Annotated in this window: 15 protein-coding genes; 11 read left to right on the forward strand and 4 right to left on the reverse strand. The window is 55.4% G+C overall.

Translation table 11 applies throughout. From position 1 onward, the window contains the following. Positions 1-60 precede the first annotated feature (60 nt). The 5 genes from K6L24_RS01485 (at position 61) to trpS (ending at position 4,390) form a co-directional block, all read left to right on the forward strand. Positions 61-1,041 carry an SPOR domain-containing protein gene (locus K6L24_RS01485; protein WP_062747606.1) on the forward strand — a complete coding sequence of 327 codons (981 nt, stop codon included), beginning with the start codon at positions 61-63 and terminating at the stop codon, positions 1,039-1,041. Positions 1,042-1,164: 123 nt separating this feature from the next. Continuing rightward, positions 1,165-1,983: an adenine-specific DNA-methyltransferase gene (gene dam, locus K6L24_RS01490; protein ID WP_118665920.1), complete on the forward strand. Its 819-nt coding sequence runs from the start codon at positions 1,165-1,167 to the stop codon at positions 1,981-1,983. A gap of 37 nt (positions 1,984-2,020) precedes the next feature. Then, complete coding sequence (gene rpe, locus K6L24_RS01495; protein WP_062747604.1) at positions 2,021-2,707, forward strand: ribulose-phosphate 3-epimerase; 687 nt, start codon at positions 2,021-2,023, stop codon at positions 2,705-2,707. Then, the gene (locus tag K6L24_RS01500; protein WP_062747602.1) at positions 2,691-3,389 is read left to right on the forward strand and encodes a phosphoglycolate phosphatase; all 699 of its coding nucleotides are present in this window, start codon (positions 2,691-2,693) and stop codon (positions 3,387-3,389) included. The genes rpe and K6L24_RS01500 overlap by 17 nt, the downstream gene beginning before the upstream one ends. Beyond that, positions 3,386-4,390, forward strand: a complete 1,005-nt coding sequence (gene trpS / locus K6L24_RS01505) for a tryptophan--tRNA ligase (protein ID WP_118665351.1) — start codon at positions 3,386-3,388, stop codon at positions 4,388-4,390. The genes K6L24_RS01500 and trpS overlap by 4 nt, the downstream gene beginning before the upstream one ends. A gap of 58 nt (positions 4,391-4,448) precedes the next feature. Here trpS and K6L24_RS01510 read toward each other — a convergent pair whose 3' ends face one another. After that, the gene (locus K6L24_RS01510) at positions 4,449-4,883 is read right to left on the reverse strand and encodes a hypothetical protein (RefSeq protein ID WP_062747597.1); all 435 of its coding nucleotides are present in this window, start codon (positions 4,881-4,883) and stop codon (positions 4,449-4,451) included. Positions 4,884-5,030: 147 nt separating this feature from the next. Here K6L24_RS01510 and K6L24_RS01515 point away from each other — a divergent pair, with 147 nt between their 5' ends. After that, entirely contained in the window at positions 5,031-6,308 is a 1,278-nt protein-coding gene (locus K6L24_RS01515; RefSeq protein ID WP_062747595.1) for a cytosine deaminase, read from the forward strand. A 98-nt stretch (positions 6,309-6,406) separates the two neighbouring features. Here K6L24_RS01515 and tsgA read toward each other — a convergent pair whose 3' ends face one another. Then, positions 6,407-7,591, reverse strand: a complete 1,185-nt coding sequence (gene tsgA, locus K6L24_RS01520) for an MFS transporter TsgA (protein WP_062747593.1) — start codon at positions 7,589-7,591, stop codon at positions 6,407-6,409. Positions 7,592-7,868: 277 nt separating this feature from the next. Between tsgA and ppiA the strand changes: the two genes are divergently transcribed. From ppiA to argD, 3 genes are all read left to right on the forward strand, one after another. Next, positions 7,869-8,441 (forward strand): peptidylprolyl isomerase A, encoded by a 573-nt coding sequence (gene ppiA / locus K6L24_RS01525; RefSeq protein WP_062747592.1) that lies wholly within the window; start codon positions 7,869-7,871, stop codon positions 8,439-8,441. Between the two features lie 60 nt (positions 8,442-8,501). Continuing rightward, positions 8,502-9,080: an aminodeoxychorismate synthase component II gene (locus tag K6L24_RS01530; protein ID WP_118665355.1), complete on the forward strand. Its 579-nt coding sequence runs from the start codon at positions 8,502-8,504 to the stop codon at positions 9,078-9,080. 86 nt (positions 9,081-9,166) lie between these two features. Then, entirely contained in the window at positions 9,167-10,381 is a 1,215-nt protein-coding gene (gene argD, locus K6L24_RS01535) for a bifunctional acetylornithine/succinyldiaminopimelate transaminase (protein ID WP_137269242.1), read from the forward strand. Between the two features lie 76 nt (positions 10,382-10,457). On the opposite strand, the gene K6L24_RS01540 is transcribed toward argD, so the two are convergent. Further along, positions 10,458-12,539, reverse strand: a complete 2,082-nt coding sequence (locus tag K6L24_RS01540; protein ID WP_062747585.1) for a YccS/YhfK family putative transporter — start codon at positions 12,537-12,539, stop codon at positions 10,458-10,460. A 57-nt stretch (positions 12,540-12,596) separates the two neighbouring features. Continuing rightward, positions 12,597-13,229 carry a cAMP-activated global transcriptional regulator CRP gene (crp, locus tag K6L24_RS01545; protein WP_011412109.1) on the reverse strand — a complete coding sequence of 211 codons (633 nt, stop codon included), beginning with the start codon at positions 13,227-13,229 and terminating at the stop codon, positions 12,597-12,599. A 367-nt stretch (positions 13,230-13,596) separates the two neighbouring features. Between crp and K6L24_RS01550 the strand changes: the two genes are divergently transcribed. Both K6L24_RS01550 and K6L24_RS01555 read left to right on the forward strand, forming a co-directional pair. After that, a complete protein-coding gene (locus tag K6L24_RS01550; protein ID WP_062747583.1) occupies positions 13,597-14,004 on the forward strand; it encodes an OsmC family protein in 408 nt (135 codons plus the stop codon). A gap of 247 nt (positions 14,005-14,251) precedes the next feature. Beyond that, complete coding sequence (locus K6L24_RS01555; protein ID WP_222681887.1) at positions 14,252-15,430, forward strand: amidohydrolase; 1,179 nt, start codon at positions 14,252-14,254, stop codon at positions 15,428-15,430. Positions 15,431-15,443 lie beyond the last annotated feature (13 nt).

Consider the following 15,443-nt stretch of genomic DNA (forward strand, 5'->3'; position numbering starts at 1 on the left):
TTCACGTTTTTGCCTGGCGCACAATGCGAAGGGCATCGCCGCTCTATGGGAGGAGGTTAAATGGACGAGTTTAAACCGGAAGACGAGTTAAAACCTGACACCAGCGACCGCCGTCCCACGCGGCCCCGTAAAACGTCTTCTGCACCCAAAGTCCCTGTTTCTCGTCAGCATATGATGATGGGGATTGGTATCCTCGTGCTGCTGTTACTGGTACTGGGCATTGGTTCTGCGCTGAAATCGCCGGACAGTGGCAGTGCGCAGCAGGCTCAGACGCCTGCGGGTAACGCGAACACGGCGAACAGCGGCGGCAGCGAGAAAAATATAGACCTGTCGGGCTCCTCATCAATGAGCGGCCAGTCTGGTCAGCCTGCGGCTCCGGAAGGCACTGTGCCGGCTGCTAATGAGCCTGCCGCATCATCGCAGAACGTGGGTGTTCCCCCGATCTCCCCAACACCGACAGAAGCACAGCCCGTGCAAACGCCGGCCAATCAGCAGCGTGTTGAGCTGCCAGGCGATCTGAACAATGCATTGAGCAATCAGCAGGGGCAGGTTGATGCTGCTGCACAGGCAGGTCAGGGCGAGTCGTCACTGCCTACCGGTGCTGCCACGGTTGCACCAGGCGCAGCGGAGACGCCACGTCCTGTTGCCAGCAAGCCTGCAACCACCACCCGCCCTGCTGCCACGCAGCATAACAAACCAGCGGCCCACACCCCTGCAGCCAGTAAACCGGCGGTGAAGCAGAGTAAGCCTGCTACCACGGCAAGCCGCAGCGGCTCAACCCCTGGCGGTAATTTTACCCTGCAACTGAGCAGTGCTTCGCGTTCAGATACGCTGAATGCCTGGGCGAAAAAACAGAATCTTAGCGGCTATCACGTTTATCAGACCACTCGTAACGGGCAACCCTGGTACGTGCTGGTCAGCGGTTCTTACGCGACCTCTTCTGAGGCCAAACGCGCAGTTGCCTCGCTACCTGCTGAAGTCCGTGCGCAAAATCCCTGGGTTAAGCCGGTCAGTCAGGTGAAGAAAGAAGCGGGCAAGTAACACCCTGCCGGGGCGACCCGGCTTTTCCGTAGTGTGTGCGTGCCGCTGGCACGCAGAGCATTCAAAGCGCAGATATGCTGTCGGTGTAACCACAGCCTGATGAGTAAATTAATTAACGACGGCATGAAAAAAAATCGCGCTTTTTTGAAGTGGGCAGGTGGCAAGTACCCGTTGCTCGATGATATCCGACGCCATCTCCCGGAAGGGGATTGTCTGATCGAACCGTTCGTTGGGGCAGGTTCGGTATTCCTCAATACGCAATATTCCCGATATATCCTTGCTGATATTAACAGCGATCTGATTAATCTTTATAACATCGTCAAAGATCGCACCGACGAATTCGTCGCGGACGCCCGCGAGCTGTTCGTGCCGGAAGCGAATGATTCAGTGGTCTATTATGCCTACCGAAAAGAGTTCAATCTGTGCCGTGATGGTTATCGCCGCGCCGTGCTTTTTTTATACCTCAACAGGCACTGCTATAACGGTCTCTGCCGGTATAACCTGAGCGGTGAATTCAACGTCCCGTTTGGCCGCTACCGCAAACCCTATTTCCCTCAGGATGAGCTCTACTGGTTTGCTGAACGTGCGCAGCAGGCGACCTTTGTCTGCGAATCCTATGATGTTACGCTGGGTAAAGTGCAACAGGGTGCCGTGGTGTACTGCGATCCCCCTTATGCGCCGTTATCGACCACGGCGAATTTTACGGCGTACCATACCAACAGTTTTAGTATGCGCGAGCAGCAGCATCTGGCCGAACTGGCCTCGGCGCTGGCGCATGAGAACAGCATTACCGTGCTAATCTCCAATCACGATACGCCGCTGACGCGTCAGTGGTATCAGGATGCCGTATTGCACGAAATCAAAGTGCGTCGTTCCATCAGCCGCAGCGGCAATACGCGCAGTAAGGTCAATGAATTGCTGGCGCTGTATACTGGCCGGTGATGACAGCCTGACATCAGGCACAACCAGGGAGAAACGGATGAAACAGTTTTTAATTGCCCCATCAATTCTTTCCGCAGATTTTGCCCGCCTGGGCGAAGACACAGCGAAAGCTCTGGCTGCTGGCGGTGATGTAGTGCATTTCGATGTGATGGATAATCACTATGTGCCAAACCTCACGATGGGGCCAATGGTACTGAAAGCCCTGCGCGATTATGGCGTCACTGCCCCGATTGACGTGCATCTGATGGTCAAACCGGTCGACCGTCTGGTACCTGACTTCGCCAAAGCCGGTGCCAGCTATATCACCTTTCATCCCGAAGCGTCTGAGCATGTTGACCGTACGCTACAGCTGATCAAAGAGCATGGCTGTAAAGCGGGCCTGGTGCTTAACCCGGCGACACCGCTCAGTATTCTCGATTATGTGATGGATAAGCTGGATGTGATCCTGCTGATGTCGGTCAATCCTGGCTTTGGCGGCCAGTCATTTATTCCCGGCACGTTGAATAAACTGCGTCAGGTCCGCAAGCTGATCGATCAGAGTGGCTATGACATCCGTCTGGAAGTGGACGGGGGCGTGAAAGTCGACAACATCGGTGAGATTGCGGCAGCAGGCGCCGATATGTTTGTCGCCGGATCCGCTATTTTTGGTCACCCTGACTATAAGAAAGTGATTGATGACATGCGCACCGAGCTGGAGAAGTCCCGTCATGGCGCCTTTCACTGACATCCGGGCTCTGGCCTTTGATCTGGATGGTACGCTGACCGACAGTGCACCCGGTCTGGCCAGTGCGGTGGATAGCGCGCTGACTGAGCTGAAACTGGCCCCTGCCGGTCTTGGGCTTGTCTCCACCTGGATTGGTAACGGGGCGGATATTCTTATGGAACGCGCCCTGACCTGGGCGCTGGGCCATACGCCGCAGGCGGATCTGCTGCGTGAGGCGCGCGCGCTGATGGACAGACATTATGCCCACAGCGTTGACGGCGGCAGTCAGCTTTACCCCGGTGTGAAAGAGACGCTGGCGGCCCTGTCCACGCACGGGCTGCCGATGGCGCTGGTCACTAACAAACCCACGCCGTTTGTTGCACCACTGCTGGCTTCTCTGGGGATTGCTGAATACTTCTCACTGATTATCGGCGGCGATGACGTGGTGGTGAAAAAACCCCATCCGGCACCGCTATTTCTGGTACTGGGGACATTTGGCCTGCTGCCGGGTGAGTTACTGTTTGTCGGTGATTCTCGCAATGATATTATGGCCGCGCAGGCGGCAGGATGTCCCTGCATTGGCCTGACCTATGGCTATAACTACGGTGAGCCGATTGCCACCAGCCATCCCGACGTCACGCTCGATCATTTTAACGATTTATTGCCCGCACTCGGGCTGTCATTATTCAGGACGGAAACATGAGCAAACCCATCGTATTTAGCGGCGCACAGCCTTCTGGTGAACTCACCATCGGTAACTATTTGGGTGCGCTGCGTCAGTGGGTACAGATGCAGGATGATTATCACTGTATCTACTGCATCGTCGATCTGCATGCCATTACGGTTCGTCAGGACCCGGTTGCGCTGCGCAAGGCGACGCTGGATACCCTGGCGCTTTATCTCGCCTGCGGTATCGACCCGCAGAAAAGCACCATTTTTGTTCAGTCACACGTGCCGGAACATACGCAGCTTGGCTGGATCCTTAACTGCTATACCTATTTCGGTGAGCTGAGCCGTATGACGCAGTTCAAGGATAAATCAGCACGTTACGAAGAGAACATTAACGCCGGCCTGTTTGACTATCCGGTGCTGATGGCGGCCGATATCCTGCTGTACCAGACGACTCAGGTACCGGTGGGTGAAGACCAGAAACAGCATCTGGAGCTGAGCCGCGATGTCGCTTCGCGCTTCAATGCGCTGTACGGTGAGATCTTCAAAGTGCCTGAGCCGTTCATTCCTAAATCAGGCGCACGTGTGATGTCGCTGCTGGAGCCGACCAGGAAGATGTCAAAGTCTGACGATAACCGCAATAACGTTATCGGCCTGCTGGAAGATCCTAAATCGGTGGTGAAGAAGATTAAGCGTGCGATGACCGACGGCGATGAGCCACCGGTGGTGCGTTATGATGTGAAAGAGAAGCCCGGGGTGTCGAACCTGCTGGACATCCTGTCTGGCGTCACCGGTAAGCCGGTTGCTGAACTGGAAGCGGAATTTGCCGGCCAGATGTACGGCCACCTGAAAGGTGCCGTCGCAGACGCCGTGTCCGGGATGTTAAGCGAGCTGCAGGAGCGTTATCACCGTTACCGCAACGATGAAGCATTCCTTGAGCAGGTGATGCGTGACGGTGCGGCGAAAGCCCGTACGCAGGCGCAGGACACGCTGAAAAAGGTCTACGAAGCGATAGGCTTTGTTGCCCAGCCATAATGCATCAGGCTGCGGGGCGTTCGTGCAAAGCGGACGCCCCGTTTAAGCATCATCCCTGTCAGGAACGTTTTTTCAGCGACAAAATGGCCCCGTCATACCAGTAAAGCGTCAGCGTATCGTTGACCGGTACCGTTACCACCGCACCCGGCCCCCAGGGCTCATTTCCGCATATCACGTTAAACCCCCCGGCCACCTGATAACCCTGTTCTGGGTCGTTTTCACCAGCTGGCGTCAGCGTGGGGCTTTTCAGGCAGTTGTCCGTGGCCGGATCGATGGGCCGCTGCGACGTCCCCTTCTCCCACAGGATATGATCAGCGGAAAACGTGACGACTGCCCCCATATACTGCGGATCATTATCCACCACAGCCTGAACTCCGCTACTGTCGACATGTACCGCATCTACCCGCCAGCTGCCTTCCAGCATGGTGTAATCTGCCGTCGCCGCCAGCAGCGGTGGGCTGATCAGCAGGCAGGCCATTATCAGATATTTCATTATTATCTCCTTGCAGTCAGGTCGTTGAAGTATAGAGGCGAATGGCACTTACAGGCTGCTGATTTCACATACGTTAACGCAGTACATCCGTTGGGGCGGCTAAACCGTGATAGGGTAAACAGAGGATGTTATTGAGGAGGGGAATGTATGCGTCCGGAATTACAGTGGATTAACCATGTTCGCCTGCCGCAGCAAGAAGGGCTGTGGCAGATTGAGATCCTGCAGGGCAGGATCGCAGGCATCGTACCGCAGCCTGCGGCCTGCGCCGCCGGGGAAGCGCTGGATGCGGAAGGCGGGCTGGCCCTTCCCCCGTTTATTGAACCGCATATTCATCTGGATACCACCCAAACGGCCGGAGAACCGGCATGGAACCAGTCAGGGACGCTGTTTGAGGGCATTGAGCGGTGGGCAGAGCGTAAGGCGCTGCTGACACACGATGATGTGAAGCAGCGGGCGCGTCAGACGCTGAAGTGGCAGATGGCGAATGGCATTCAACATGTGCGTACTCATATTGATGTCTCCGATCCCTCGCTGACGGCGCTGAAAGCGATGCTGGAAGTGAAGCAGGAGATGGCACCCTGGGTGGATATCCAGCTGGTGGCTTTCCCCCAGGAGGGGATCCTTTCGTATCCTGATGGTGAAGCGTTGCTGGAGCAGGCCATACAACTGGGTGCGGACGTAGTCGGGGCGATACCGCATTTTGAATTCACCCGTGAGTATGGCGTGGAATCGCTGCACCGCACCTTCGCCCTGGCGCAAAAATATCAGCGAATGGTCGACGTTCACTGCGATGAAATTGACGATGAGCAGTCGCGCTTTGTGGAGACGGTGGCAGCACTGGCGCTGCGTGAAAAAATGGGGGAGCGGGTGACGGCCAGCCACACGACGGCGATGCACTCCTATAACGGGGCTTATACCTCCCGTCTGTTCCGCTTGCTGAAGCTCTCAGGGATTAATTTTGTTGCCAACCCGCTGGTGAATATTCATCTGCAGGGGCGATTTGACACCTATCCTAAACGTCGGGGCATTACCCGGGTTAAAGAGATGCTGGAAGCGAATATTAACGTCTGCTTTGGTCACGATGATGTGTTCGATCCCTGGTATCCACTGGGTACGGCCAGCATGTTGCAGGTGCTGCATATGGGGATGCACGTCTGCCAGCTGATGGGCTACGAGCAGCTGGATGCCGGCATCAATCTGATTACCACACACAGTGCCAGAACGCTGCAGCTGAAGGACTACGGCATTGAAAGGGGCAACAGCGCTAATCTGGTGATTCTGCCGGCAGAAAGCGGCTTCGATGCGTTACGTCGTCAGGTACCTGTGCAGTATTCCATCCGTCATGGCCGGGTAATTGCCGAAACGGTACCCGCCACCAGCACGGTTCATCTGGACGCAAGCGAAAAGGTGGATTTCAAACGTTAAACGATGGCGGGGCGATCTTCCTGTCTGACGGTCACGTGTTGCTGATGTGCGCAGACATTGAGGCAGGCCGCGAAACACGGTCTGCCTCAACCTGGTTTTTAGTGAGAACCCATATGGCCGTGCAGCTTGTGCTTGCTGACAAAGCCGAGCAGCAGACACATCACAAACACGACGGCGTAGAGGCCGTTTGCCGTGGCCAGCGCCGCGTGAGCGCCGCCTTTCTCGACGATAGGGCCGGTCACCACGAAGGTCAGCATGGTGCCTACGGTGCCGCAGGTCAGGATAAAGTTCACCAGTTTGGGTGAAGCCACTTTGGTCTGCAGCGACCCCAGGGTGATGATGGTGGTATAGATGGCACTGGAGAAGAAGCCCAGACTCATCATGATCCATTTCAGCATCGATGCATCACTGGACGTGATAAACCAGTACATCAGCGCAGTGGCTGCCAGCGCCAGCACGGTGAGAATACGCTGAGGATCGAAGAAGCGCAGGATGGCGCTGAAGGCCCACATGCCAATCATATAGGCTGTCCAGAAGTTACCGACCAGGCTACCGGCCTGACCGATATCCATGCCCATCGTTTTGGTCGCGTAGAGCGGCACCCAACCGATAAAACCGAGCTGGCCGAGGATATAACACAGTGCAGCCACCGACAGCAGGCCCACGCCGATCCCCCATTTCTCTTTGATGACCGGCTCGCCGCTGGTGGCTTTTTTACCCAGCACCGGGAACTCAAAGCACAGGGCCAGAATAAAGATCGCCACGTAAATCACACCGATGCAGGCATAGACCCAATACCACGGCAGAGCGCGCGCAAGGATAGCGGCAGCAATAATCGGGAAAATGGTACCGGCCATGCTGAAAAAGGAGTCAGTAAACAGCAGGCGCGAGCCACGCTGACGGCCTTCATACAGATGGGTGATCAGGAACGTACCAATGGACATGGTGATACCGCTCACCACCCCGAGGACAAACATACACAGAGAGAAGACGGTCAGGCTGTGGCTGTTCATCAGCCCCAGAACGGCCAGCACCATCAGCACGAAGCCGAAGATCAGCTGGCGTTTGAGGGGGACGATTTCCATCAGCCAGGCGTTAAGAAACACCGCCAGCAGGATGCCGGCATTCAGGAAGGTAAAGGTATTGCTCATCTGAGCGACGGGCAGCTGGAAGTAGGCCGCAATATTCTCCAGAACCATACCGGTAACGATAACCACTGCACCGGTCAGCGCATAGGAGAAGAAGCTGATCCAGGTAAGCCCGATTCGATCGCGATTTGTCATAGTGGAAACCTGTTTGAAAGAGATGTTCACCGGGCGGAATGCCCGTGCCAGACAGGAGGAGTTTAACGATATTCGTGATCTGCATAAATCTTTACTGAAACTAATATTTTCATATTTCATTCATATCGTGATCATAGTCACTATTTTTCGACGCTCAGTAACGTTTGCTTTCATAACGTTGCCGCGTAAATAAAGGTAAAACGCTGGCGCGCTGGTAAGTGCCTCTTTACAATCACCGTTGGTTATATGGTTTGTCGCACTCAGTAAGGAATCTTTCATGTTGAAACGTACGTTAACCGCGGTGGCGACCGTTCTGGCACTGTCTTCGATCTCTGCCTCCGCCATGGCTGCGAAGGGGGATACGCATGTGCTGCTGACCACTTCTGCGGGTAATATTGAACTGGAACTGAACAACCAGAAAGCACCGGTGTCGGTGAATAATTTTGTGGATTACGTGAACAGTGGTTTTTACAACAACACGATTTTTCATCGCGTGATCCCAGGCTTTATGTTGCAGGGTGGCGGTTTTACCGCTGATATGCAGCAGAAGCAGCCTAAACCGCCGATTAAAAATGAAGCGGATAATGGCCTGCTGAATAAACGCGGTACCATTTCAATGGCGCGTACTGCTGATAAGGACAGTGCCACCAGCCAGTTCTTTATCAACGTGGCAGATAATGCCTTCCTCGATCACGGTCAGCGTGACTTTGGCTATGCCGTTTTCGGTAAAGTCGTTAAAGGCATGGACGTTGCCGATAAGATTGGCCAGGTACAGACCAAAGATGTCGGGCCTTACCAGAATGTTCCGGTGACCCCGGTGGTGATCCTCTCTGCGAAAGTGCTGCCATAATTCTTTCACTGGCCACTCTGTCAGGATCGCCCGCAGGCGGTCCTGGTATCAGGACCTCCCATGCTGCTTCTGATCGACAACTACGACTCCTTCACCTGGAACCTCTACCAGTATTTTTCTGAGCTGGGGGCCGAGGTATGCGTTCACCGTAATGATGAGATCACCCTTGATGAGATCGCCGCGCTGGCCCCTCAGCATCTGGTGATCTCGCCCGGGCCCTGCACTCCTGATGACGCCGGCATCTCGCTGGACGTCATCCGTCATTTCGCTGGTCACATTCCCCTTCTGGGGGTTTGCCTCGGGCATCAGGCCATTGCACAGGTACTCGGCGGGCGGGTGGTGCGCGCGCGTAAAGTGATGCACGGTAAGACGTCGCTGATTGAACACCGAGATGAGGGCGTGTTTGCCGGGCTGAATCATCCGCTGACGGTGACCCGCTATCACTCGCTGATTGTTGAAGCTGACAGCCTGCCTGAAGAATGTGAAGTCACCGCATGGACGATGGATGATCGCGGCCAGCCCGATGAGATCATGGGGTTCAGGCACCGCACACTGCCGCTGGAAGGGGTACAGTTCCATCCGGAAAGCATCCTGAGTGAACAGGGACATCAACTGCTGGCTAATTTCCTCAAACGTTGATTATCGGTTGCCTTTATTTGATTTTTTATGCATATTTTATGACTATATTTTCATGGCGCGAAAAAGCATAAATGGCGAGGTAGTGAATGACGGCGGAAAAAATGGCGGTAACACGCGCGACGTTTGACGAGGTGATTTTGCCTGTTTATGCACCAGCACAGTTTGTGCCGGTGAAAGGCAAAGGCAGCCGCGTGTGGGATCAGCAGGGCAAAGAGTACATTGACTTCTCCGGCGGCATTGCGGTGACGGCGCTGGGGCACTGCCATCCGGCGTTGGTGGAGGCGTTAAAAAGCCAGGGAGAAACCCTGTGGCATACCAGTAATGTCTTCACCAATGAGCCAGCACTGCGCCTGGCGAGCAAGCTGATACAGGCCACTTTTGCCGAGCGTGTCTTTTTCGCGAACTCCGGTGCTGAAGCTAACGAAGCCGCGTTTAAGCTGGCGCGTTACTATGCCACCAAACGCCACAGTCCGTTTAAAAGCAAGATTATTGCTTTCCATAATGCTTTTCACGGCCGCACGCTGTTTACGGTTTCCGTTGGCGGCCAGCCGAAATACTCTGATGGCTTCGGGCCCAAACCTGCTGATATCGTCCACGTGCCGTTTAACGACCTGGCTGCCGTGAAAGCGGTTATCGACGATCATACTTGCGCTATTGTGGTGGAGCCGATTCAGGGCGAAGGCGGCGTGATGCCGGCGACGCAGGAATTTATGCAGGGTCTGCGTCAGCTGTGTGATGAGCATCATGCGCTGCTGGTGCTGGATGAAGTACAGAGTGGTATGGGCCGCAGCGGCAGGCTGTTCGCCCATGAGCATTATGGTGTTCAGCCAGATATTCTGACCACGGCCAAAGCACTGGGCGGCGGTTTCCCGGTCAGCGCGATGCTGACGACCAACGAGATTGCCTCTGTCATGGCGCCGGGTGTTCATGGCACCACCTACGGTGGCAACCCGCTGGCCTGTGCCGTGGCTGAAGCGGCACTGGATATCATCAATACGCCGGCAGTGCTCAACGGTGTGGAAGAGCGTCGTCAGCTGTTTGTTGATGCGCTGGCGTCGCTGGATGCCCGCTTCGATCTGTTCAGCGATATCCGTGGCAAAGGCCTGCTGATTGGCGCGGCACTGAAACCGCAGCACGCAGGTAAAGCACGTGACCTGCTGAATGCCGCGGCAGAGGCGGGTGTGATGGTGCTGGTGGCCGGAACCGATGTGATGCGCTTTGCGCCGTCGCTGGTGATTGAACCGACCGACATTGTTGAAGGCATGGCCCGATTCGCGACGGCCGTCGAAAACGTGTTATAGGGAACGCTTTTTTCCGGTCGTCCCGTGCTGATAAAGCCCGGGGAGGTTGGGGATGAGGCGGAAAAAACAGCGGCACTCACGTCTTCGATTTACGCAGATGGCGTGACAGCCAGCGGCCATGATGTGGGCGCTGGCTCCAGGTGAGTGATGAGATGGTATGCATCACGCTGAGATGGCCAAGGATGCGTCTAACATGCCGCTCCATGATGGTTACCGGGCCCTGGTGGAAATCCTCCGGCGCATCCAGGACATTACTGCCTGAATCGGGCCCGTCGTATTCCAGACGCTGCTGGCAGCGCTGCAGGGCAATTTCACAGGACTGCAGATAGCGCTCTGCCAGCGTGGGCGTCAGCATGGTGTGTTCACGCGCCAGAATGGTCATGGCGTTAATGTGCTCCACAATAAACTGGCTGTGCGTGACCCACAGCTGCATATCGGACAGGTAACTGGAGTTAAAGCCGGGCTCCTGCATCGCCTGATGCAGGGAGTTAAACAGCGCATTGTGCGCCTGATTGACCCGCATTCGCTGGTAAGCCAGTTTCACGGCATCCTGTTCGTTTCCCAGCAGCATCTGTAATGCCTCCTGATAGGTCTCCAGCGCATCGTGCGCATTCTGCCGCATCAACCCACTTTGCCACTGTGGCCATAACCAGATCATGCCGCCAAAGGCGATCAGGCAGCCCATCAGTGTGTCCAGCAGCCTCGGCAGCAGGAACTGCGCGCCATTCAGAGCGAGCAACTGTAACGAGTAAACCGCGGTGACGGTGAAGCCCACCGTGGCCCAGCCATAGAATTTGCGGATAAACAGATAGCTCACCAGCGTAATGATCAGCATGACCAGTAGCACCCAGGACTCTGGTGCATGAAGACCCAGCGTGGCGGCAGCGATGATCAGCCCGGCCAGCGTTCCCAGTGCTCTGTGCTGAATACGCACCCGGGTGGCGCTGTAACCATTAAGGCTGACAAACATTACCGTCATCAGGATCCAGTAAGGCTTCGGCAGGTTGAAGAACAGCGCCAGGGAACTGGCAAAGGTGAGCATGACCGCATAGCGTGCAGCGGTGCGCAGGGCTGAGGATTTCAGCGACAGGTAGCTCTTCAGCGCCGGAAGCAGAGGAAGGCGACGCTGGCGGTCGGCCATCAGGTCACGGCGGTACAGCGGACGCTGAGTGCGCAGCACACGTGCGATGCGGCTGAAGTGGTAATAACAAAAGTGGCCGACGGGGTTGTCCGGGTGCTGACGAGCGATCTTTTCCAGTGCCTGAAGAGGCTTATCCATTGTAAAGCGCTCAGGATAACGATGATAAAGAATATCATCGGCCAGTACCCGCAGTCTGGCGGCAATGGTCTGTGCGTTCCAGCGGATCACCGCTTCGGCATGGCTTTTTTCCACCAGCTTTTGCACTTCTTCCGGCTGATGCAGGCTGACCGCAATATGTTCCTGCAGATCAAGCGCCACCTGGAATGCACGTGTCAGACGCTGGTAGTGGCTGTCCCGATTGGCGGACAACATATGCATCTGCTGATAGCAGGTGTTAATCAGATCGACGGCTTTCTGCTGGCGCGCCAGCAGTGGGGGCAGGGCAGTCTGTGGATCGGTAAGTCGGGTCAGCAGAGTGTATTTAGCTTCACAGTAGTCAGCCAGTTCGCGATACAGCAGGCTGAGGGTTTCACGCATCGGCTGCTCTTTCCACAGCCAGAACCAGAACCAGTTAAATGCCCCGTACCAGACGGTCCCCAAAATATATAACAGCGGCGGTTGCCACAACGGCATCCGCCCCGCCAGGCTGAGCGTGAAGATGGCGGCTATTAACGAAGCCGGCAGCAGGCGGCCATGAAGGGGGCTAATCTCACCCGTGACGCCCAGCACTAAGGCCATGATCAGCAGAATAACCGGCAACGGCACGCCCTCTAACCCGGCGTACTGGATCAGGAAGCTGCTGGAGGCGAACAGACACCCGCCGACGATGAGGCGTTTAAAGAAGCGTTTGTGGGGGGTATCCAGACCGGCGTTATTACAGCAGGCGGGCACTAAGGAGAAAAGCAGTCCGTTTTGCAGGTTGCCCAGCATCCAGCCGATCGCCACGGGTAAACACAGCACCAGCGTTTGTCTGAGCGCATAGTTAACTTCCGGGTGATAGATAATTCTCCGCCACATGAGCCACACCAAATAAAAACGGCGCGACAGGGCGTCGCGCCGTGGGTTCAGAGCCGGTTAACGTGTGCCGTATACAACGATGGTTTTACCATGTGCCGAGATCAGGTTCTGATCTTCCAGCATTTTCAGAATACGGCCTACGGTTTCACGGGAGCAGCCGACAATCTGGCCGATCTCCTGACGGGTGATTTTAATTTGCATGCCGTCCGGGTGCGTCATGGCATCGGGCTGTTTGGCCAGATTCAGTAACGTCTGGGCAATGCGTCCGGTGACATCCAGGAAAGCTAAATTACCCACTTTCTCTGACGTAACCTGCAGTCGACTCGCCATCTGTGAAGAGAGACGCATCAGAATGTCAGGATTCACCTGAATCAGCTGACGGAATTTTTTGTAAGAGATTTCAGCCACTTCACAGGCTGTTTTCGCACGTACCCATGCACTGCGTTCCTGACCTTCTTCAAAGAGGCCCAGTTCGCCAATAAAGTCGCCCTGGTTGAGGTAAGAGAGGATCATCTCTTTGCCTTCTTCATCCTTGATTAACACCGCTACAGAACCTTTAACGATGTAATAGAGGGTTTCCGCCTTTTCACCCTGATGTATCAGCGTGCTTTTGGATGGATATTTGTGAATATGGCAATGTGACAGGAACCATTCGAGTGTAGGGTCTGTTTGCGGTTTGCCGAGAACCATTCGCTGTTATCCTCTGTTTGTAATCGTGCCTAAATATACCCTCTATTCTGCGGGGGAGAAGTGCGTTACCGCTAACCTGCCGCGCGAAATATTTTAGGATATCAGGGGATGAGTCCCTGTCAGGCGTTGAAATATTCAAGCGTTCCCATAGGAATTATACGGGCCTCTGTTAAGAGCATGGCTCGTGCTGTCGTCCCGTTTTACTGTGCATTGTCTTGCCAGTAAATAATTGCAGCTTTGTTTGTAGCACAGCTTTACAAGGCTGTCTTCTGTTGTCTCGCTTCAGCATAGTTGGAAAAAGGCAGCGTTGCCGTTTTTATTGACACAGCGTACTCTGCGGTAACTGAATGAAATCGAGGATTTTGTTATGCAGGCACGTGTTAAATGGGTTGAAGGGCTGACATTTTTGGGAGAATCCTCATCGGGTCATCAGGTGTTGATGGACGGTAACTCCGGGGATAAAGCACCCAGCCCGATGGAGATGGTGCTGATGGCCGCCGGAGGCTGTAGCGCCATTGATGTGGTTTCTATTTTACAAAAAGGCCGTCATGACGTGGCTGATTGCGAAGTGAAGCTCACGTCGGAGCGCCGTGAAGATGCTCCGCGAATCTTCACGCACATTAATCTGCATTTTATTGTCAGCGGCAAAGCGCTGGGTGATAAAGCCGTCTCACGCGCCGTCGACCTTTCCGCAGAGAAATACTGTTCGGTGGCCATTATGTTGGGGCAGGGTGTCAAAATGAGTCACAGCTACGAGGTCATTGACCTCGCCTGACAGCATGTGACTGATGTCTGCGCGAGGGGCGTACAGTTCCCTCGCGTCACTCTTTTCCTCCCGCCATCTTCGCCAGCGGCACATCATGCTGAGCACGTCATCACGCGCATTTCACGCCACAGTCTGGTGAGGTGAGCGCAGTATATTTCATCCTGTTTACTGTCCTTCACGCTGATTTACCGGCGCAGTGACCGAAGGTCTGAATACTCCGGCCTGTCGTTCTATCGTTTCAACTAATCACGGAGTGATGATGAATACCAAGACGTTAATTCAGGATGTCACCGCAAAAGTGTTGCATTGGCGGCGTCATATCCACGCCCACCCGGAACTCTCTTTTCATGAACAGGGCACGGCCGACTATGTCGCTGCTGAACTGGAAAAGTTTGGTCCTCTGGCTATCAGCCGGCCCACCCCCAACAGTGTGCTGGCTGAACTTTCAGGCCCACACAGCGGGGAATGCATTGCTCTGCGGGCCGATATGGATGCCCTGCCCATTGAAGAGCTGAATCAGGAGCCGTTTACCTCGCGTCATCGCGGCGTGATGCATGCCTGCGGGCACGATGCGCATACGGCGATGCTGATGGGGGCTGCCTGGGTGTTATGCCAGCAGCAGGCGCAGATGGCAGGGAAGGTGCGATTCATCTTTCAGCATGCGGAAGAAGTGCCACCGGGGGGGGCCAGTGAGCTGGTAAAGCTCGGCGTGCTGGACGGAGTATCACAGATTTATGGTTTACACGTGTTTCCCACCCTGCCAACGGGGACGGTGGCGGTGAAAGAGGGCGTCTTCAGTGCCGCCTGTGACAATTTTGACCTGGTGTTACAGGGAAAGGGGGCGCATGCGGCGATGCCGCAGCAGAGTACGGACCCGCTGGTGTTGGGCGCGAGTGTGGTCGGGGCGTTGCAGCAAATCGTATCACGCCGGCTGGACGCGAACGATGGCGCGGTACTGACGGTGGCCAGCTTCCAGTGCGGGGACAGTTACAACGTTATCCCTGACAAAGCCCATCTGCGCGGTACGTTACGCACGCTCAGCCCCCACAACCGCAGTACGATCCCGCGCATGATGTCACAGCTGCTGGACGGGATGACGCAGGGGGTGGGGGCCAGCTATGTGCTTAAATGGACGCCCGGGTACACCACCGGCGTGAATCATCCGGATGCCTGCCGTATCGCGCGAGAGACCGTTATCGCCACCCAGGGAGAGAAGGCATTGCAGGTGATGACGACCCCGATGTTTGGCTGCGAGGATTTTTCTGCCTATCAACAGGTGATACCGGGCTGCTTCCTGTGGGTGGGATCGGGGGATCAGGAGAAAGGCACCTGCTGGGGATTACATAATCCCCATTTTCGCCTTGATGAAGATGTGTTGAGTATCGGCGTCAGCCTGCACGTCGGCTTTATTCACCGTCTGCTGATGAAAGCGTAACGCCGTCCCCAGG

The organism is Erwinia persicina (genome assembly GCF_019844095.1).
GTDB lineage: Bacteria > Pseudomonadota > Gammaproteobacteria > Enterobacterales > Enterobacteriaceae > Erwinia > Erwinia persicina.